The 17,665-nt window shown below is 62.5% G+C and carries 16 protein-coding genes and 1 pseudogene; 11 read left to right on the plus strand and 6 right to left on the minus strand.

All coding sequences use genetic code 11. The features are described 5' to 3' along the window. Nucleotides 1-145: 145 nt before the first annotated feature. From ftsH to NKH59_RS20680, 4 genes are all read right to left on the minus strand, one after another. Complete coding sequence (gene ftsH, locus NKH59_RS20665) at nucleotides 146-2,068, minus strand: ATP-dependent zinc metalloprotease FtsH (RefSeq protein WP_352823078.1); 1,923 nt, start codon at nucleotides 2,066-2,068, stop codon at nucleotides 146-148. Between the two features lie 462 nt (nucleotides 2,069-2,530). Further along, nucleotides 2,531-2,893, minus strand: coding sequence for a hypothetical protein (locus NKH59_RS20670; RefSeq protein ID WP_352770511.1), 363 nt, complete (start codon nucleotides 2,891-2,893; stop codon nucleotides 2,531-2,533). 514 nt (nucleotides 2,894-3,407) lie between these two features. Further along, nucleotides 3,408-4,025 (minus strand): glutathione S-transferase family protein, encoded by a 618-nt coding sequence (locus NKH59_RS20675; protein ID WP_353022902.1) that lies wholly within the window; start codon nucleotides 4,023-4,025, stop codon nucleotides 3,408-3,410. A 68-nt stretch (nucleotides 4,026-4,093) separates the two neighbouring features. Next, nucleotides 4,094-5,194, minus strand: a complete 1,101-nt coding sequence (locus tag NKH59_RS20680; protein ID WP_352821528.1) for a pyridoxal-phosphate dependent enzyme — start codon at nucleotides 5,192-5,194, stop codon at nucleotides 4,094-4,096. 87 nt (nucleotides 5,195-5,281) lie between these two features. Between NKH59_RS20680 and NKH59_RS20685 the strand changes: the two genes are divergently transcribed. From NKH59_RS20685 to NKH59_RS20715, 7 genes and pseudogenes are all read left to right on the plus strand, one after another. Beyond that, nucleotides 5,282-5,764 carry an Lrp/AsnC family transcriptional regulator gene (locus NKH59_RS20685; protein ID WP_352540712.1) on the plus strand — a complete coding sequence of 161 codons (483 nt, stop codon included), beginning with the start codon at nucleotides 5,282-5,284 and terminating at the stop codon, nucleotides 5,762-5,764. Between the two features lie 270 nt (nucleotides 5,765-6,034). Beyond that, a complete protein-coding gene (locus NKH59_RS20690) occupies nucleotides 6,035-6,697 on the plus strand; it encodes a TetR/AcrR family transcriptional regulator (protein WP_352503732.1) in 663 nt (220 codons plus the stop codon). Nucleotides 6,698-6,808: 111 nt separating this feature from the next. Continuing rightward, the gene (locus tag NKH59_RS20695) at nucleotides 6,809-7,672 is read left to right on the plus strand and encodes a TauD/TfdA dioxygenase family protein (RefSeq protein WP_352503733.1); all 864 of its coding nucleotides are present in this window, start codon (nucleotides 6,809-6,811) and stop codon (nucleotides 7,670-7,672) included. A gap of 24 nt (nucleotides 7,673-7,696) precedes the next feature. After that, on the plus strand, nucleotides 7,697-8,644 hold the full coding sequence (locus NKH59_RS20700) for a carbohydrate ABC transporter permease (RefSeq protein ID WP_352770518.1): 948 nt from the start codon (nucleotides 7,697-7,699) through the stop codon (nucleotides 8,642-8,644). Beyond that, nucleotides 8,634-9,470 (plus strand): carbohydrate ABC transporter permease, encoded by an 837-nt coding sequence (locus tag NKH59_RS20705; RefSeq protein ID WP_352770521.1) that lies wholly within the window; start codon nucleotides 8,634-8,636, stop codon nucleotides 9,468-9,470. Before NKH59_RS20700 ends, NKH59_RS20705 begins: the two co-directional genes overlap by 11 nt. 28 nt (nucleotides 9,471-9,498) lie before the next feature. Beyond that, a complete protein-coding gene (locus NKH59_RS20710; protein WP_352540714.1) occupies nucleotides 9,499-10,788 on the plus strand; it encodes an ABC transporter substrate-binding protein in 1,290 nt (429 codons plus the stop codon). A 36-nt stretch (nucleotides 10,789-10,824) separates the two neighbouring features. Next, nucleotides 10,825-11,010: pseudogene (locus tag NKH59_RS20715) on the plus strand (SDR family oxidoreductase); the annotation flags it as partial. Nucleotides 11,011-11,185: 175 nt separating this feature from the next. Here NKH59_RS20715 and NKH59_RS20720 read toward each other — a convergent pair. Continuing rightward, nucleotides 11,186-11,986, minus strand: coding sequence for an IclR family transcriptional regulator (locus NKH59_RS20720; RefSeq protein WP_352470926.1), 801 nt, complete (start codon nucleotides 11,984-11,986; stop codon nucleotides 11,186-11,188). A 239-nt stretch (nucleotides 11,987-12,225) separates the two neighbouring features. On the opposite strand from NKH59_RS20720, the gene NKH59_RS20725 reads away from it, so the two are divergent. Genes NKH59_RS20725 through NKH59_RS20740 form a run of 4 tightly spaced genes read left to right on the plus strand, consistent with a single transcriptional unit; the run spans nucleotide 12,226 to nucleotide 16,735 of the window. Continuing rightward, nucleotides 12,226-13,278, plus strand: a complete 1,053-nt coding sequence (locus NKH59_RS20725) for an ABC transporter substrate-binding protein (protein ID WP_352470927.1) — start codon at nucleotides 12,226-12,228, stop codon at nucleotides 13,276-13,278. An 18-nt stretch (nucleotides 13,279-13,296) separates the two neighbouring features. Then, nucleotides 13,297-14,805, plus strand: a complete 1,509-nt coding sequence (locus NKH59_RS20730) for a sugar ABC transporter ATP-binding protein (protein WP_352614870.1) — start codon at nucleotides 13,297-13,299, stop codon at nucleotides 14,803-14,805. Beyond that, a complete protein-coding gene (locus tag NKH59_RS20735) occupies nucleotides 14,802-15,767 on the plus strand; it encodes an ABC transporter permease (protein WP_353022904.1) in 966 nt (321 codons plus the stop codon). The genes NKH59_RS20730 and NKH59_RS20735 overlap by 4 nt, the downstream gene beginning before the upstream one ends. Further along, the gene (locus tag NKH59_RS20740; protein WP_352470930.1) at nucleotides 15,764-16,735 is read left to right on the plus strand and encodes an ABC transporter permease; all 972 of its coding nucleotides are present in this window, start codon (nucleotides 15,764-15,766) and stop codon (nucleotides 16,733-16,735) included. The genes NKH59_RS20735 and NKH59_RS20740 overlap by 4 nt, the downstream gene beginning before the upstream one ends. Here the strand turns inward: NKH59_RS20740 and NKH59_RS20745 are convergent. Further along, entirely contained in the window at nucleotides 16,709-17,650 is a 942-nt protein-coding gene (locus NKH59_RS20745; RefSeq protein WP_352851184.1) for an amidohydrolase family protein, read from the minus strand. The two genes, NKH59_RS20740 and NKH59_RS20745, sit on opposite strands and share 27 nt — an antisense overlap. Nucleotides 17,651-17,665: the final 15 nt, after the last annotated feature.

Below are 17,665 nucleotides of genomic sequence, written 5' to 3' on the forward strand. Positions count from 1 at the left end.
AAAAATGGCATCGAGAACGCTTGGTTGGTGACCGACACATACTGGATTTCGAAAGCCTAGATGTCGATCTTGCGTGTCACCGTCATAGCGTGCGGCACGGCTTTCCACGAGCGATTTATGCCGGCGGGAGCAGTCCGAAACATCATTATTGCGTCCGAAATTTCCCCGATCCGCGCGTGGGGATTGCAGCCGCGGTCCTGGCAGGCTGCAGCACAGCCTTCTTCTTATGCGAACTATCCTGCGCAGCACGATCCGCCGTCGAGACGTCTCCGACCAGCGCCGCAAGTTCAGTCTCATCGAGCGTCTCGGTCTCGAGCAGCCTGCGTGCCGCCCTTTCCAGCACGTCGCGCCGGGAGGTGAGCAGGCTGACGCTTCGTTCGAACGCGGCCTCCACAATGTCGCGCACTTCTGCGTCGATGGCATCGGCGGCGGCTTCGCCGTAATCGTGCTCGCGCGGTCCGCCGGCGAGCGGGTTGGGGCTCAGGAAGGAGCGTGGGTCCTTTTCCAGCGCCACGTGCCCGAGTTTTGCCGACATGCCGTAACGCGTCACCATGGCACGCGCTATGTCGGTTATCTTGGCGAGATCATCGGCGGCTCCGGTGGACAGATGGCCGAATACGATCCATTCGGCCGCCCTGCCGCCGAGCAGCACTGCCATCTTGTTGTCCAGCTCCTCGCGTGTCATCAGGAAGCGATCCTCGGTCGGACGCTGGATAGTGTAGCCGAGCGCGCCGACGCCGCGTGGTATGATCGACACCTTGTGCACCGGGTCGACGCCAGGCAGCGCCATGGCTACCAGCGCATGACCCATTTCATGGTAGGCGACGATCTCGCGCTCCTTCGGGTTCAGGAGCCGGTTGCGTTTCTCCAGTCCCGCGACGATGCGCTCCACCGCATCGTTGAAATCTCCCATCATTACCGCATCCGCCTTGCGGCGCGTGGCGAGCAACGTCGCCTCGTTCACGAGATTGGCCAGGTCAGCACCGGTGAAACCGGGCGTCAGCGCCGCCACTTTTTCCGCGTCGACATCCGTCGCCAGCTTGGCCTTGCTCATGTGAACCTGCAGGATCTTGATGCGACCCTGCTTGTCGGGCCGGTCGACCAATACCTGGCGGTCGAAACGGCCGGCGCGCAGAAGTGCCGGATCAAGGATCTCAGGACGGTTCGTCGCGGCCAGCAGCACGACGCCGATCTGTGGATCGAAACCGTCGAGTTCGACCAGAAGCTGGTTGAGCGTCTGCTCCTTTTCGTCGTGGCCGCCGACCATGGTCCCGCGGGCGCGGCCAAGAGCGTCGAGCTCGTCGATGAATATGATTGCGGGAGCCTTGGACCGCGCCTGCTCGAAAAGATCGCGCACGCGCGCGGCCCCGACCCCCACGAACATCTCGACGAACTCCGAACCGGAGATCGAGAAGAACGGGACCTTGGCTTCGCCGGCGACGGCCTTGGCGAGCAGAGTCTTGCCCGTGCCCGGCGGTCCGACCAGCAGCACGCCTTTGGGCATGCGGCCTCCGAGGCGGCCGTATTCGCCCGGGTTCTTGAGAAAATCCACAATCTCCTGCAGCTCGGCCTTGGCTTCATCGACCCCCGCCACATCGTCGAACGTCACGCCGGTATTGGCTTCGACATAGACCCTGGCCTTGCTCCTGCCAATTTGCATCAAACCTCCGACGCCGCCGTCCATGCGTCTTAGAAGCAGCATCCACAGGCCAAAGAAGACGAGCACCGGCACAACCCAGGAAAGCAGGTCGCTCAGGAAGGTGCTTTCGACCTGGCCGGTCACAGTGACACCGTGCTCCTGCAGGTCACGGGCGAGGTTCGGCTCGACGCGTGTGGTGATGAATAGCGGCCTGCCGTCTTGCGGCTCCTTGAAGCGGCCCTGGATGAAGCGGTCCGAAACCTGCACCTCGGCGATTTTGCCGGCGTTCAGCAAGGTCTCGAACTGGCTGTACGGTATCTCGGCGACGTGCTGCGTCGTGGCATAGATATACTGGACGACCATCACGCCCACGAACGCCGCGACCCAGTACCAGATATTGAACCGCGTCTTTCTGTTGCTCATGTCCATGGCGGCCTCCACAGGGAACCGGATATAGGTCGCCAAGCCCGCGCGGCATCGGTGCAGGCCAGGTACGGCGCAAAAAAGTGGGAGGCCCCAGACCGGCCGGCGACGATAGTGGGTCAGTCATTGTCCTTTCCTGTGCGGCATGCCCGGCATGCCGTTTTCCTCCGCCGGATAGCCCCTTCAAAACGTCGTTGAAATGATGGCTGACGGCCGCATTGCACTCGCAGGCAAGCGCCTGCGACCGGTGGCGGTTGCTGCTCTGCAGCAACGCCAGGCAGTTCCAGACAACATCTGCGCCGGCATGCGGCCGCTTTTCCGCATCGCAAGGATCCAACACTCAGGCGAGAGCCGGACCTATGGAACCCTACATGAATGGACGCGGAGAGAACGCGCCAGTCCTCGCCCGCCGGCGTGTTCCTCGCCGGCGGGCGGATGCCTCGGATGCAGAGAGTGGCCGCGTTCAACTCAAAGTCGATCGACGGATGCTGTAAAACCGGTGACCGCGATACCTTCGATTTCACGACCGCGACCGGCGCCGGGAAGCTTCTCCAATTGATCCAATTGGCGCAACGCGTCCATGATGGCATCGAAGCTGACTGGTTCGGTTGCTCCCGGCGGCATGCGCAGCGCCGGCACCGATTCCACTGCACAGGCATCCGATGCCCATGACGAAAGGATTGCACGCTTCTCCTGGAAGTCCAGCGTCACGTCGGTCAGCACGTTCTCAGGTCGCTCGAAATGCCGTGCCGGATGGAGCAACCGGTCAAGAAAAACATCAGGGCCCTCTGGCCCGATTGGGGGAAAACTCGTCGAAATGGCTCCTTCCATCGATAGTCCTCCGCTTTGAATAGTCTCCTCTGTTGACGTCGTCTGTGGTGGCTCTCGCGATTTCCACCAGCTGAAAATTTTGGAGAGTTTCGACCAAATTTCAATGGCTCCGCAACGCCACATCCTCGCAGTTCCGCCCGCCATCAACATTTTTTCGAACCGGTGAAACAATCGGCGTGAATGTCAGTTCTTGCGCCTGGGACAAGTCGCGCGGCAGCGCCAGGGCGGTCGGGCAGGAGAACCAATCATTTCTTACATTTCCAGGAAGCGACTGTGCATTGGCTTGGTCGCAGGAATTTTGATGCTCTCGGCTGGCGGCTTTGCTCCGGTTTCAGCACAGGAAATCCCGAACGACTTCGGCGCAATCCTGCGTCAGAAGCTGCCGGCCGTGGTCGCGAGCCCGGGCAAGATTACCGGTTTCGCGCTCTATTATCGAGGCCGACCAGCAAATGGCCGCGAGAATGCCTGGCTGATGAGGGACACATGCTGGAACTCGAAAGCCTGGCGATCGATATCAATCTCGCGTGTCGCCGCCGTAGGGCGTGGCACGCATTGAAGGGCGTTCCACGAAGGAGCTATACCATTGTGCCAGTCGTGGCCTTCCCTGCAGGAAGTCGGGCAGTCCGCGGAATTCCAGCCAGCTTAGACAAGTGGCGAGCGCGATGTGGCCGACATGGAGCGGCGCGTCGAATTCGACCTCGCTTTCCACGAAGTCATAGGATTCGATAAGCTTCATCGTCATGCCTGCACCCAAGGCGGGATAACGCAGATGTTCAGGGCGGCGCTCGTTTTCCCAGCGGATGGAAATGCCTGCGTCGCACATGCCGCCGGCAAGCGCCTGGAGGCGCAGGGCGGACCATTTGGCCCGCCCTGTTTCGGGGATGAGCCGACGACTGCTTTCAAGGTTGTCGAGATAGTCGCAGATTACGGCCGAATCGAAGAGAGCATAGCCGTCGTCGACAACGAGAACGGGCACCTTGCCAAGCGGATTGATCGCAAACACATCATCGTTGCGATTGATGGGGCTCGTCTCCTGATGAATGACGCGCAGACGTCCGGCAAGCCCAGTCTCGTGGGCAAAGACCAGAACCTTACGCGCGTAGGGAGAGTGGGTCTGGTAGATGAGTTTCATGGACCCATTCTGCGTTGGGTCTGGAATGCGGACATATCGAGCAGTACGTGGCCCAGCCGCTCTTCCGTTCAATGATCCCGGGTCCGGTGCCATCGTCCTGCGTCCTTCTCCAGTTCGGCCTCGGTCACGATGATCAGCGCCCGGCTCGATTCGTCGAGCGCAAGCTCCTGCGACAGGCCGTAAGCCGCGACGGCGGTGGCGAGGCCGGCGAGGCCTGCGGCACCCGACGGGGTTGTGTCTGGACCGTTTGCCTCACGAAGCCGGCTCTTCGCGTCGGCAAGCGCCGCTTCGGACACGGTTATGACCCGAGCGTTGCCTTGGCGCAGTACGTCGAGCGCCGATGCCGCTGCTTCGCCACAGGCGAGCATGTCTGCCGACGTCTTGAGATCGCCGGATATCCGAACTGAGCGTGCTTGCGACAGCGCGGCCGCGACGCAGGCTGCGGCCTCTGGTTCTACCACGACGATCATGGCCGGAGGCATCAGCCAGTCCTTCAGCCCAGTCGTCAGGGCGGCGGCAAGTCCACCGACACCGGCCTGCACGAAAAGGTGGGTTGGCCTCAGATGGCCAATCTCCTCGACTTGGCGACGGATTTCCGCGGCAATCACGGCATAGCCAGCGATGACATCAGCGACCGCTGGATCATCCGGGTCGCTCGAGGTATCGGCCACCAGAATGCCTTCCCCGGCGCGGGCTGCCGCAGAGGCCCGATCGACGGCATCGTCATAGGTGCCGTCGACCCACACGATTTCGGCGCCTTGGGACTCGATACGCCGCACCCGGCCCGCAGGGACGCCCGTATGGAGGTATATCCTTGCCCTCCCGCCGGCAAACTTCGCCGCCGCGGCGACGGCAAGTCCGTGATTGCCGGCGCTGGCCGTGATTAGCGCCGGCAGCGGCGTCTGGGCCCGCTCTGGATCGAGCAGTTCATCGATATCCATCCCGGTAGCGCGAGCGAGAGCGCACAGACCGGCATAGGTGCCGCCGAGGGACTTGAAGCTGCCCAGGGCACGGTGGCCCTCGTTCTTGGCAAGCACCTGGGTCACATCCAGGCTCGCAGCCAGGCTTGGCAGGTCGAGCAGCGGTGTCGGTGCATAAAACGGCGACAGGCGCTGTAACAGCGCCGCAATGAGATCAGGGCCAAGGCCCGGCTGTGTGTCTGTGGTCATGAGGCGAAATTCTATTCCCGAAACGATGGCGCTTGGCGCCTATTATCGTTGCCCAGCTGCCTGATTTCGTCATAGATGCCTGTCCAAATGACGAAAACCGCTGCCCTCGATCGCTTCGACCATGTGCTGCTGTCGCTGGTTCAGCGCGACAACCAGATCCCGGCGCGGCGTCTCGCCGAGCAGGTCGGGCTTTCCCAGAGTGCGGTCCTGCGCCGCCTGCGCCGGCTGCGGAAGGATGGCGTGATCGCGGCGGATATTGCCGTCATTCGTCCGGCGGCCGTGGGCCTGCCGCTAACCATCCATGTGCTCGTTTCGCTGGAACGGGAGAGCGCTGTCGAGTTGGACGCCTTCATCGGCAAGCTCCGCGGGCGCTCGGAGGTTCGTCAGGCCTGGTATGTCACCGGTGAAGCCGATTTCGTGCTCCTCCTGCAATTGCCGGGGATGGAGGCGTACGATGTCTTCGCGCGGGAAGTCTTCCACGCCAATTCGAACGTGAGGGCGTTCCGCACCATCGTGACAATGCGGGAAGTGGTTGGCGCAGCGGATGCGCGGCCGCTATCCACTGCCTGAGTTGCGGCGTGCCCCCGGCAAGCTGACTGCCCTGCTTGACCCGGAATTCTAGTCAAGGGCGCGAACCCGATTGAAGTTCGCTACACGCATCCCGTATCTACTCACCCGCCGCACCGAGCTAATCGCTGCCGCCAAGATGCTTCGCGAATGTCTGCCCCTGGCGCAAATTACTTCCACTCGTGCGTAGAAGAATATCCATGTATGAAACGGGGGGTGCAGCTCGCTCCCGTATACTGATCGTCCAACGGCGGCATGAATTTCGGAAGGGATATGAGAGCCAACACTTCAGGATCTCCCGGCGATGAGGCGCACTCTACCCGCAGCAGAATCAAAGAGGTCGCGGCCGAGTTCTACGTCCTGCGCGGCCACGATGGTTTCAGCTTCGGCGATATAGCGACGGCAATCGGCACGACGCGCGCCAACATCCATCATCACTTCGGCAACAAGCGTCAGCTGATGGAGGAATTGATCGCGGACTTCGCCGCCAACGCCGAGGCCCGCATCAAGCGCTTCTGGACGACCCCCGATATCCGGTTCTTCGACCGTCTCGATATGCAGCTCGAGGATCTGCGCCGCTTCTACGAACGTTTCAACGCTGAGAAGGGAGCCCGCAATATGTGGAGCCCGCTTTCGCGCCTTCGCCACGACCTCCCGGTTCTCGGCGAACCAGCGGAACGTGCCCTGGAGCGCGTCAACCGGGTCTATGATCAGAGCCTGCGTCATGCGGTGGACCAGGCGGTGAAGGACGGAGAGCTTTCCTCCGACACACTCAGCGACGAGCTCGTGCACATGCTGCGCATTACCCTTCTGTCCTGTCCACCGATGACGCAGGACACCGGAAGCTTCGACGAGGTCGCCAGGACTTTCGCAGCGCTCGCCGCGATCATCCGCGCCGCTTGGCAGGATGCGGGGAAGGGCTCGGATCGAGGCTAGATATCCGGTGGAACAAAGCGAGGGTGAGTTGACAGCCTTTGGCTTTCAAGTTACTTACTTGCAGGTAAGTCAGCCCATGATGGCGACGAGGCGCGTATTAGGGAGGATCACGTGCTGCGCGATGATGCATTCACCCGTTTCGAGGTCAGCCCCTTCACTGGTGCACTCGGTGCGGAAATTCGCGGGATCGATCTGGCGAGCGCGAGCGAGGATGCCTTCCAGGACGTTCGCCGCGCGCTCTACAAATATCATGCGCTCGCCGTGCGCGATCAGGAGCTTGACGCCGCTGGCGTCCACAAGGTCGCCCGCCGGTTCGGACCATTTAGCGGCAATCCGGTGCACACGCCGATCGACGGCTTTGACGATATCGTGCGCTTCGTGCGCGAGCCGGACGACACGGGCAAAGTGATCGGCGAGGACTGGCACATGGACCTCGCCTGGCTACCGAAGCCACCGGGCATTACGATTCTCTACGGTGAGGAGGTGCCGCCGGTTGGCGGCGACACCTGCTTCTCCAGCCTCGAGAAGGCATATGACTCGCTTTCGCCGCGGCTGGTCGAGATCCTGCAAGGCCTGACGGGCGTCCATAGCGGCCGCGGGGTCTTCGCCATCAACGCGGCCCACAGCCGGCTCGGCGTCAAGGCCGATGTCCAGACGATCGAGAATGCCGTCGTCGAGCATCCTGTGATCTGTCGCCACCCCGAGACTGGCCGGCGCTATGTCTTCGTCAGCAGCGTGATGACCAATTTCAAGGGGATGACGGAGGAAGAAAGCAAGCCGATGATCGACTTCCTGATGGCGCGGGCTGTCCGGCCCGAGTTCAACTGCAGGCTGCGTTGGGAACCGAAGACGCTCGGTATGTGGAACAATCCCCATGTCCTGCACACCGCCATCAACGATTATCCTGGATATCGCCGGGTAATGTACAGAACAACGGTGGAGGGCACCGTTCCACTTGCCGCCAGGGACGGCTGACACGCAACCGCTCAGGGAGGAGCAATGGCATTTGGTTCCGAGGCGTCCGTCGGCCATAGGGGGGAAGGGGCGGCGGAAGCGGCTGGCGAGACCATGAGGCGGCGCTTCGCGTTTTCGCCTGCCTACCTCTATGCGACGCCCGTGCACCTCCTGGTGCTTGGGATCATCGTGCTCCCCGCGATCTTCGTCCTGTGGCTGAGTTTCGAAGCCTCGTCATTCGGCCAATCGGCAACCTTCGTTGGCTTCGATAACTATATCCGCGTCCTCACCGATCCCTATTTTTGGGGTTCGGTCTGGAACACGGTCCTCGTCGTCGCCGTGGCGGTTCATATCGAACTGCTGCTCGGCCTTGGCCTGGCCCTGCTTTTCGCCTCCGGGCTTCCCCTCCAGCGCGTCATGCTCGTCGTGGTGCTCGCTCCCTACGCCATCAGCGAGGTGACGGCGGTCGCAATGTGGCGCTTCCTGTTCGATCCAGACGTCGGCCCGATCACGCTGATGCTGCGATACACCGGTCTGCCGACGCTCGACTGGACGTTCATCCCTTCTCACGGCCTCATCCTCGTCGGCCTGCTCACGATCTGGCTGCACCTGCCATTCACATTCATCATCCTCTATGCGGCACGGCTCGCGGTTCCGAAGGAGCTCTATGAGGCTGGGCGCACCGACGGAGCCAATGCGTTCCAGCTCTTCCGCAACATCACGCTGCCGCTTCTGGCGCCAGCGATGCTGATCGCGCTGCTCTTCCGCTACATCTTCGCCTTCCGTCTCTTTTCCGAGGTCTGGCTCCTGACCCAGGGCGGCCCGGCACGCACGACCGAGGTCGTTTCCGTTTATCTTTATCAGGAAGGCTTCCGCTACAACTCGTTCGGCACGGCGGCCGCGACGGCATGGATGATGGTCGTCATCTCGCTGCTGCTTGCGACTGGCTATGTCTGGCGGCTGCGCAAGGAATCCATGGCCAATGCGTTCTAGGCGTCTCGCCATCGGTGCCGGAAAGACGCTCGCCGTTGCGGCAATCGTCGTCTGGTCACTGTTTCCGATCGGCTTCATCGTGCTCTCGTCGTTCAAACCCGGTCGCGAGATTTTCGCGGTTCCACCGGAGCTCTTCTTCGAACCGACCTTCGAGCACTACGCCTCGCTGTGGCAGCGCTGGCCGGCCTTTTTCGACGGGCTCGTCAACAGCCTGATCATCACCACCGGGGCGACGGCGCTTGCCGTCATGGCAAGTCTGCTCGCCGGTTTTGCCTACTCGCGCTATCGAGGCGTCCGTTTCCTGGAGGGATCGGTGATGTTTCTGATCGGATCGCGGCTGATCCCGCCGATCGTCGTAACGCTGCCACTGTTCCCGGTCGTCAATCGGCTCGGGCTCAACGACACCCATCTGGTGCTGATCCTGCTCTACGCGACCTTCTTCGTCTCGCTCGGCACGCTCCTGATGCGCACGTTCATCGACCAGGTACCGCGCGAACTCGACGAGGCGGCCGTCCTCGACGGCGCGCGGCCGCTGACGATCCTTGTGAAGATCATCTTGCCGCTCGTAGCGCCCGGCATGCTCGCCGTCGCCGTCTTCGTGGTCGTCTTCGCGTGGAACGAGTTTCTGTTCGCCTATATCTTCACCGCCAACCACGCCAAGACCGCGCCTCTGGTCCTTTCGGAGATGATCAGTTCGATCGATGGCGTCGACTGGGGCGTCCTCTTTGCTGCCTCTACCGTCCAATTGCTGCCGGTTCTCGTCTTCGTGGTCCTGATGAACCGGTTTCTCGTCGCCGGATTGACCGCCGGCGCGACCAAGGGGTGACGACGTCACCGAGAAAGGGAGGAAGACAATGCCTTTGCACATGACACGCAGAGCCCTGCTGACGACGGCGATGGCCGCCGGCGCGACGGGTGCCTTGGGTCGGTTGGCCCATGCCCAGGTAAAGACGCTGAATGTGCTTTGCCATCGCGTCCACCAAGCCAACCTGACGACCGGCGCCGCCGGCAATGTCATCAAGCCCTGGGAGGACAAGAACAATGCCCAGATATCCTGGACCACGCTTGACAGCAATCCGCTCCAGGACCGGCTGTTCCGAGAGGCGAGCCTGAGCGAGACCGATTTCAACATCGGCTATGTCATCGACAACCGCATGACGTCGCAGATCGCCTCGCTATTCGAGCCGCTAGACGATCTCCGGAAAGCCGAGCCGATCGAGGATTTCGACGATATCGCCGAGGGCCTGCGCCACTCGATGACCGTCGGCGGCAAGCTCGTCGGCGTTCCGGTGCGCCATGCCACGCAGGGGCTTTTCTACAACGAGGAGCTGCTTCAGGAGGCCGGCATTTCGGCGCCACCGAACACGCTGGAGGAGCTGGTCGACCAGGCGAAGAAGCTGACCTTCACCTCCAGGTCCGGCACGCCCGTCGTCGGCATGATCCTTGCGAGCGACCTCGCCGTCTTCCCGGTCATGTTCGCCCGCGCCTTCGGCGGCGATTTCATCGACAAGCAGTTCAAGGTGGTCCCCGATCCGGAGGCGATGGAAAAAGGCCTGTCCGCGCTTGCCGACCTCTTCAAGGCCGGCGCGCTCCCCCGCAGCTATGCCACAACGCGCAACGACGACATGGTGACGTGGATGCAGCAGGGGCGCGCGGCCTTCGCGGTGCTGCCTTTCGCCCGCTACGCGCAGCTCAACAACAAGGAACAGTCGACCGCACCGGGAAAGATCAAGGCGATCGAGTTCCCCGGCTCCAAAACCCTCGGCAGCGGTCACGAAATGCATCCGGTCGTTGAATCCTGGGCGATGGCCATTCCCGCCAATTCGACGGACAAGAAGCTCTCCTGGAGCTACATCCGCTTCGTAGCGAGCAAGGCCGCCACACTCGACATGGCGCGCAACGGCAATGGCCCCGTCCGCACCTCGACCTATGCCGAGCCGTCGTTCGCCGGGTCGCTGCCGCAGGCGAAGGTCGAGGCTGCCGCGCTCGCCAAAGCGCGACCGGCATTTCCGGCTTTTCCCGAAGCCGCTCGCGCTCAGTCGACGTTTCTCGAGGAGGTTCAACTCGCTGTCCTCGGTCGCAAGAGCCCGAAGGAAGCGGTCGCCGCCATTATCGACCGCGTCAAACCGCTGATGCCAGCGTAATCATATGAACCGACGTTCATATCGCCTCGCACATACCGAATGGGAACGCCGGCCGAAATCGCTGCGGCGGTGGCGTTCCTCGCGAGTGATGAAGCTTCGTTCGTCACAGGCCAAACCCTGATCGCCGACGGAGGGCTCTCGATACTGGACTTCACTTCGCTTTCTCTTCTCGACCAGCGCGGTTCGGTGCTGTTCTCAGGCATGGTCGGCGACACTCCGTAGGCAGGTCTGAACCAGGCCGAAGCCGACCGCCGATCTTTCCGATCGAATATCCGATGATCTGGTAGCAGGAGCGCGCTGCCGCCTTTGCCATACTCACCGGAGTACCAGTTTCGGGTTTCGCTGCTGCGGCTGAACGAACGGAGCCTACCCCGGACCTTCGCGCGCCGATTTTCTACTAGCTTCCCGCGAGCGACAACCCACTGGCGCGCTCGCATAACAGGGCAAGCAATTCGCTGCGCCGCGCTTCTGGCGTGTCGACGGGCAACACGAAACAAAGCGTCTTGTTGATGGCTCCGTTGCCGTCGCGGATGGGCGCGGCCATGCACCAAGTGAAGCGGTCGGCCAGAGCGGCGGTCTCGCTGAAACCTTGCTGGCGCGCCAGAGCGACATCGCCGAAGAACTCGGCTGGCGCAATGACACGGCCGTCTGGAAGCGTGTAGTCGCCAGGCGGAATGAAGTCCCGTATTTCCTGCTCGCTCATATGGCCGAGCAGCAGCCTACCGGACGCCGTCCACGGTATCGGCACCTCGACGCCGACATCGCTTGAAATCCGGAACGGGCCAGGCGAGTCCCGGCAATCAAGGACGACATATTTGGTCCCGCGCAGGCCGCACAGTTGGACGGTCTCGCCCGTCTCCGCGCCTAGTCTGTCTAGGGTTTCGATGATGCGCCGGTAATGGGCATTATGATGTGAGTAGGCCCAGCCGAACAGATGCATCGCCTTTCCGAAATAGACATAGCCTTCCGTCCCGACATTTTCGAGCATTTCGGCTTCCAGCAGGCTGTTGACGATTTCATAAGTGGTTGAACGCGGCGCGCCGATCATCTTGGCGATGTCGCCGACGCGCATCGGCGCGCGGTGCCGCAGAAGGGCCTCCAGTAGCATGATGACGCGGTCGATCCCGCGACGCCGTTCGCCATTGCGCGGCTCGGCGCCGGCTTCCGTTTCAATTAGACCAGTGACGCCATCGCTCATGTAGGCCGCACCCGCGCAAAAATCATTCGGCCCTCGTCTCAAGACGCTTGAAAGATGTCAAGGCTCAGTCTAGCATCCCGTTTGTCCGATATACAGGCCTACTGTCTGAAATATCGGACAATAACGAGCCAGGCGCAGAAAGTCCTGACGAGAAAAACGGGCGGTTTCCGATGCGGCAACCGGCGGGTTCTCTCGTCCCGATCCCGCACGTCCAGGCATAACTTCAGAAGGGAACAATCATGACGAAATCATCGTTTTTCGCGTCCGCCAGTGCCCTTTGCCTCGGCCTCCTCCTCAGCCTCGGCGCCGGTTCGCAGGCCAACGCCGCCGCTAAATGCATCAAGGGCGATCGCAAAGCGCCATATACGATCGGCTGGGCCAATATCTATTCAGTGCCGACCTGGATGAAGCAGACACAGGGCACGATCGAAGCCGAAGTCGAGACTTTGAAGAAGCAAGGCTTGGTCGACAAACTCGTCGTGACCGATGCCCAGGGCGACGCCAACGTCCAGATTCAGCAGATCCAGTCGATGATCGATTCCGATGTCGATGCCATCATCTTGATCGCTGGTTCGTCGACCGCGCCGGCGCGCGTGCTGGCGGACGCCTGCGCCAAAGGCATCGCCATCATCAACTTCGACAGCCTCGTCGATACCGACCAGGTGACCGCCAAGGTCAACACCGATTCCTCACAGTGGGGCGATCAGGCGGCCAAGTTCCTGATCGACGCCATCGGCGGCAAGGGCAAGATCCTCATCCTCAATGGCCCAGCCGGCGTTTCGGTCAGCGACGACCGGCGCAAAGGCGCCGATGCCGAGCTTAAGGCCCATCCCGATGTGAAGGTGCTTGCCGAGACGAACACGCCCTACAATGTCGCGCCCGCCCAGGAGGCCGTCACCAGCCTGCTTTTCGCCAACCCCGAAATCGACGGCATCCTGTCGCTGGGCGGCGCGTTGTCGGCGGGCGCCGTGCTCGCGCTCGACAAGCAGGGCCGCGACCAGGTGCCGATCACCGGCGAGAATGCGCGCCAGTTTCTCGAACTGTGGAAGGAAAAGGGCCTGAAGAGCTGGGCGACGATGCAGCCGAACTGGCTCGGCGCCTTCGCCACCTACACCGCCGTCCAGGCACTGGAGGGCGAGGATGTGCCGGCTTTCGTCAAGATCCCGTTGCCGGTGATCGACAATTCCAACATCGACGAATACCTCGCCCGGGCGAAGGATTTCCCGGCTGACGGTTACATCTATTCGCCGTACGATGAGGATCTATTCAAGAAGCTGCTGGCCCAAAAATAAGCCTGAAGGGTTGTAGCATTGACAACCACGGCTCCGCTTCTCGCCGCGCAGGGGGTGTCGAAGTCCTTTTTCGGCAACCCCGTTCTGCGCAACGTTTCAATCGCTCTCCAGCCCGGCCGCGTGCATGCACTGCTGGGCGAGAACGGCGCAGGTAAGTCGACACTGATCAACCTTTTGTCCGGCGCCTTGCGCCCGGACGGCGGGGCGATCGAGGTCGATGGGCGCCCGGTCTCGCGCATGACCCCCGCTAATGCGCGACAGGCCGGAATCGCCGTTGTCCAGCAGGAACTCAGCCTGACGACCAGCTTGTCCATTGCCGAAAACATCGGGCTCGGTGCCTATCCCAAGCGGTTCGGCTTGATCGACTACAACGAGCTTGCCGTCCGGGCCAGGGCCGCATGCGATCTTGTCGGGCTTTACGAACCGCTGTCTGCGCCGGTGGGGCACCTGTCCCTCGGCCGCCGGCAGATGGTGGAGATCGCCAAGGCGCTTTACCGCCGGCCGCGCGTGCTCATTCTCGACGAACCCACCTCATCGCTATCGGCAACTGAGACAAAAATCCTCACCGACCTGCTGGAGAGGCTTCGGGGCGAGGGCATCGCTATTCTCTACATCTCACACCGACTGAACGAGGTGATGGCGCTGTGCAAGCATGTCACCGTGCTCAAGGACGGGACCTGCACGGCGGACTGCTCGCTGGAAGGAACCGATGCCGCCGGGCTGGTACGGCTGATGGTAGGACGCGACCCCGGCGATCTCTTTCCACGATGGCGGCCTTCGCCATCGCCGGCCGACGCCATCTCGGTTCGTAAATTTTCGGCCGGCCTGATGCGCGACGTCGATCTCGACATCAGGACGGGCGAGGTGCTTGGCATTGGCGGCCTGGTCGGGCAGGGGCAGGAAGATCTGCTGCTTGGCCTCTACGGCGCGATCCCCGCTAGGACGGTATCCGCGACCGTAAACGGTGTTTCGGGTTTGCCCGGCGGCGTGCCGAACGCCAATGCGCTCGGCCTCGCTTATGTCCCGGCTGACCGCAAGCGCGAAGGCCTGCACCTGATCCATCCCATCATCACCAATATGATGCTGCCCGCCTTCGCAAGGCTGCCGGCGCTGAAGCTGCGCAGTCGGCGTGCCGAGCGCGATATGGCAAGGGGTCTCGCCGCCCAGCTTGCCATCAAGGGCGACCTCGACCGCCCGGCACAGGCACTCTCAGGTGGCAACCAGCAGAAGGTCGCGCTGGCGAAATGGATGCCACACGAGCCGCTTGTGCTTCTCCTCAACGACCCGACGCGCGGCGTCGATGTCGAGACCAAGCGTGAGATCTACATGATGCTTCGCAAACTCGCCGCCGCCGGCAAGGCGATCGTGCTGCTCAGTTCCGACACACCCGAACTGGTGCACCTTTGCGACCGCGTCGGCGTGGTCCGCGAAGGCCGCATCGTGGCCATGCTCGAGCGCGAGGCACTGAGCGAGGAAGCCATCGTTTCCGCCGCAATGGGCGCCGAACAGCAGAAAGTTGCGGCATGAGCGCGGTCGCATCCTCAAACCAAGCCGGCGCGCTCTACTGGCCGGTTCAGCTGCGCCGCAATGTCGGCGTGCGCAGCCTGTTCGCTGTGGTCCTGGCGTTCGTCATTGCTTACGGTTTCCTGTTTCCCGGCCTCTTGACAGCGTCCGGTTTCGCCAAATTCACCCAGAGCTGGTTTCCGCTGGCGCTGGTCGCCATGGCCCAGGCGATCCTCATGCTCACCGGCGGCATAAGCCTGGCCATCGGCGCCATGGTCAGCCTGGGCGCAGTGATCGCTGCGACGACGATGACTGGACCGCTGGGCGTAGCCGGCGGTGTCGCTGCGGTGGCGCTGACCGGTCTCGTCATCGGTGCCGCGATCGGGTTCATCGTCGTGAAACTTCGGTTGCCGGCGATCGTGGTGACGCTGGCTGGCTCCTTCATTATCGGCGGCGCTGCCCTGCTCATCCTGCCGAGGCCGGGGGGCGCCATACCCGAGTGGCTGTCGGACCTGCTTGCCGGCAACACGCCGGCGGCATTCGTGCTGCTGGTACTCATCGTGGTTTTGTGGAAACTCTATCTCGCCACGCCGCTTGGTTTGAGCATCTATGCTGCAGGCGAAAATCCCGTCGGCGCCTACCGCTCCAGCGTGCCGGTCGACGGTGCCCGGATCGCCGCCTACGCGATTAGCGGCCTGCTTTGCACAGGCGCCGGCCTGTTCATCGCCGCGCAAACGGGTTCGGGCGATCCAGTCATCGGCACGGCGTTCACGCTGAATTCCATAGCCGCCGCAGTGCTCGGCGGCATCGGTTTCCTTGGCGGCCAAGGTACCATGCGCGGCGCTCTTGCGGGCAGCCTGCTGCTCAGCCTGATGATCAGTGTCATGTTCTTCCTCGGCTTCACGCCGGTCGCCCAATATGTCGCCCAGGGCCTCATCATCATCGGGGCGGTCGCCATCCCGCAATTCCGCAAGGTGCAGCAATGACAGCACGGAAAGTCAGTGTGAGCGGCAGGCGCGCCGTGACGATTTTGCGCAGCCGGCCCTTCCTTACGATCGCTATAGTTGCGGCGGTATGGATCGCGGCGAGCTTCGCTTCACCTGGCTTCGGCGCTTATGGGCATTTGCGCTATTTGGTTGAATTGGGCGCGGTGGTCGGCCTGGTCGCGGCGGGCCAAACTTTCGTGGTGATTGCCGGCGGAATCGACCTTTCCGTCGCGGCGATCGTCACGGTTAGCGCTGTCAGCCTGCCGCTGCTTTCATGGCAGGCGGATCCGACAGGGCTCACCGCCGTTCTTGCAGTTCTCACGTTGACGAGCGCAATCGGTCTGGTGAACGGGCTGGGCGTGGCGCTGTTGCGCGTTCATCCAATGATCATGACGCTGGCGATGGCGACATTCCTGCAAGGTCTGCTGATCATCATCGCCGGCGGCAGTGCCGTGACCGCCGAGAACCCGCTGGTCCGCTGGCTCGGCAATGCGCGGCCGGTCGGTATTCCGGCAGGCGTGCTTTTGTGGGTGGTCATTTCAGTGATCGTTCTGACCACGATGCATGCGACATCCCTTGGCGCCCGGATATTCGCGATGGGCGCCAATCCGCTCGCCGCGGCGCTGTCCGGGGTTCCCGTCGCCTCGACCACGCTGGCGGTCTACGGCATCAGCGGCTTCTGTGCGGGACTTGCCGGTGTGTTGGTCCTCGGCATGAACGGACAAGGCTATGTCGGTATCGGCGATCCTTATCTGCTCGCCTCGATTGCCGCCGTGGTGCTTGGCGGCACCTCGATCCTCGGCGGGCTCGGCACCTATGCCGGCACCATCCCCGGCGCCATCCTGCTGGTTACGATCACGGCGCTGATCACCGTGGTCAACGCATCGCCTGGCTGGCGCAGTATCCTGTTCGGGTCGCTGATCCTGGGGCTGCTGCTTCTCTCAGGCAGAGAGCAGGCCCGCCGATGACATATCGTCCAGCCGATAAATGCGCCGTGCATTGCCGTAGAACAGTGCCGTCTGCTCGTCCGCGGAAAGCTCTCCTGCAATGGCCTTGAAGCTGTCATACACCGCATCGAACGATGCATGCAGGCCGGCGACCGGAAAGTCGCTGCCGAACATCGCGCGCCGCGTACCGAAACAGTCGATGCAATGCATGACAACCGACCTTAGGCTGTCGAGCGTCCAATCATGATCGTAGGCGACCAGATCCGACATCTTGATGGCGACGTTCTCGCGCTCCGACAAAAGCCGCAGCCCCTCGCGCCACACCCGCATTCCGTCCGCATCGCGATCGATCGGGCTGCCGCAATGGTTGAGAACAAAGAGCTGGTCTGGAAAGGCCGCTGCGAGGCGCGCCGCGCCGGTGAGCTGGCGCGGAAACACCATCAGGTCGAAAACCAGCCGGCGGCGCCCAAGCAGGGACAGGCCGGCACGCCAGGCCGGATCGTCCATGATGCCGTCGCGGGCGGCAAAACGACGGGCGGGATCAGGATCCCAGCTCAGTATGTCGCGTACGCCGACGACACGGTCGAATGCCGCCTGCGCCTGGACCAGCGCCGGCGCTTGGCGGTTCGCCAGAGGTACGTGAACGACGTAACGGGCGGCCACGCCGCGCGACTTGTCGAGGGTTTCAAGCCACCGCGTTTCACCCACGCAGTCATCCCCGGCCCAACCGGCTTCAATATGGACGGTGGCGACGACACTGTGCTGGCCGGCGTCGCGCAAATAATCTTCAGGAAGGTAGTTTCGCCGCAAGGGGCCAAGCTCGCCCAGACCGCCGCGTTCGCCAGCCGTGGGCGCGAGCCAGGGATGGCGGCCGAGGCCGAGATCCCACAGGTGATGGTGGGCATCGATGATCGGTCCGCAGTAACGCTTTGGCACGCATCTCTCTCATGG

The sequence above is a fragment of the Mesorhizobium sp. M0998 genome, from assembly GCF_040318885.1.
In the GTDB taxonomy this organism is placed as follows: Bacteria; Pseudomonadota; Alphaproteobacteria; order Rhizobiales; family Rhizobiaceae; genus Mesorhizobium.

Excerpts from the sequence above, each read along its gene's own strand:
- ftsH (WP_352823078.1), bottom strand. The coding sequence starts at position 2,068 with ATGGACATGAGCAACAGAAAGACGCGGTTCAATATCTGGTACTGGGTC.
- NKH59_RS20670 (WP_352770511.1), bottom strand. The coding sequence starts at position 2,893 with ATGGAAGGAGCCATTTCGACGAGTTTTCCCCCAATCGGGCCAGAGGGC.
- NKH59_RS20675 (WP_353022902.1), bottom strand. The coding sequence starts at position 4,025 with ATGAAACTCATCTACCAGACCCACTCTCCCTACGCGCGTAAGGTTCTG.
- NKH59_RS20680 (WP_352821528.1), bottom strand. The coding sequence starts at position 5,194 with ATGACCACAGACACACAGCCGGGCCTTGGCCCTGATCTCATTGCGGCG.
- NKH59_RS20685 (WP_352540712.1), top strand. The coding sequence starts at position 5,282 with ATGACGAAAACCGCTGCCCTCGATCGCTTCGACCATGTGCTGCTGTCG.
- NKH59_RS20690 (WP_352503732.1), top strand. The coding sequence starts at position 6,035 with ATGAGAGCCAACACTTCAGGATCTCCCGGCGATGAGGCGCACTCTACC.
- NKH59_RS20700 (WP_352770518.1), top strand. The coding sequence starts at position 7,697 with ATGGCATTTGGTTCCGAGGCGTCCGTCGGCCATAGGGGGGAAGGGGCG.
- NKH59_RS20705 (WP_352770521.1), top strand. The coding sequence starts at position 8,634 with ATGCGTTCTAGGCGTCTCGCCATCGGTGCCGGAAAGACGCTCGCCGTT.
- NKH59_RS20710 (WP_352540714.1), top strand. The coding sequence starts at position 9,499 with ATGCCTTTGCACATGACACGCAGAGCCCTGCTGACGACGGCGATGGCC.
- NKH59_RS20720 (WP_352470926.1), bottom strand. The coding sequence starts at position 11,986 with ATGAGCGATGGCGTCACTGGTCTAATTGAAACGGAAGCCGGCGCCGAG.
- NKH59_RS20725 (WP_352470927.1), top strand. The coding sequence starts at position 12,226 with ATGACGAAATCATCGTTTTTCGCGTCCGCCAGTGCCCTTTGCCTCGGC.
- NKH59_RS20735 (WP_353022904.1), top strand. The coding sequence starts at position 14,802 with ATGAGCGCGGTCGCATCCTCAAACCAAGCCGGCGCGCTCTACTGGCCG.
- NKH59_RS20740 (WP_352470930.1), top strand. The coding sequence starts at position 15,764 with ATGACAGCACGGAAAGTCAGTGTGAGCGGCAGGCGCGCCGTGACGATT.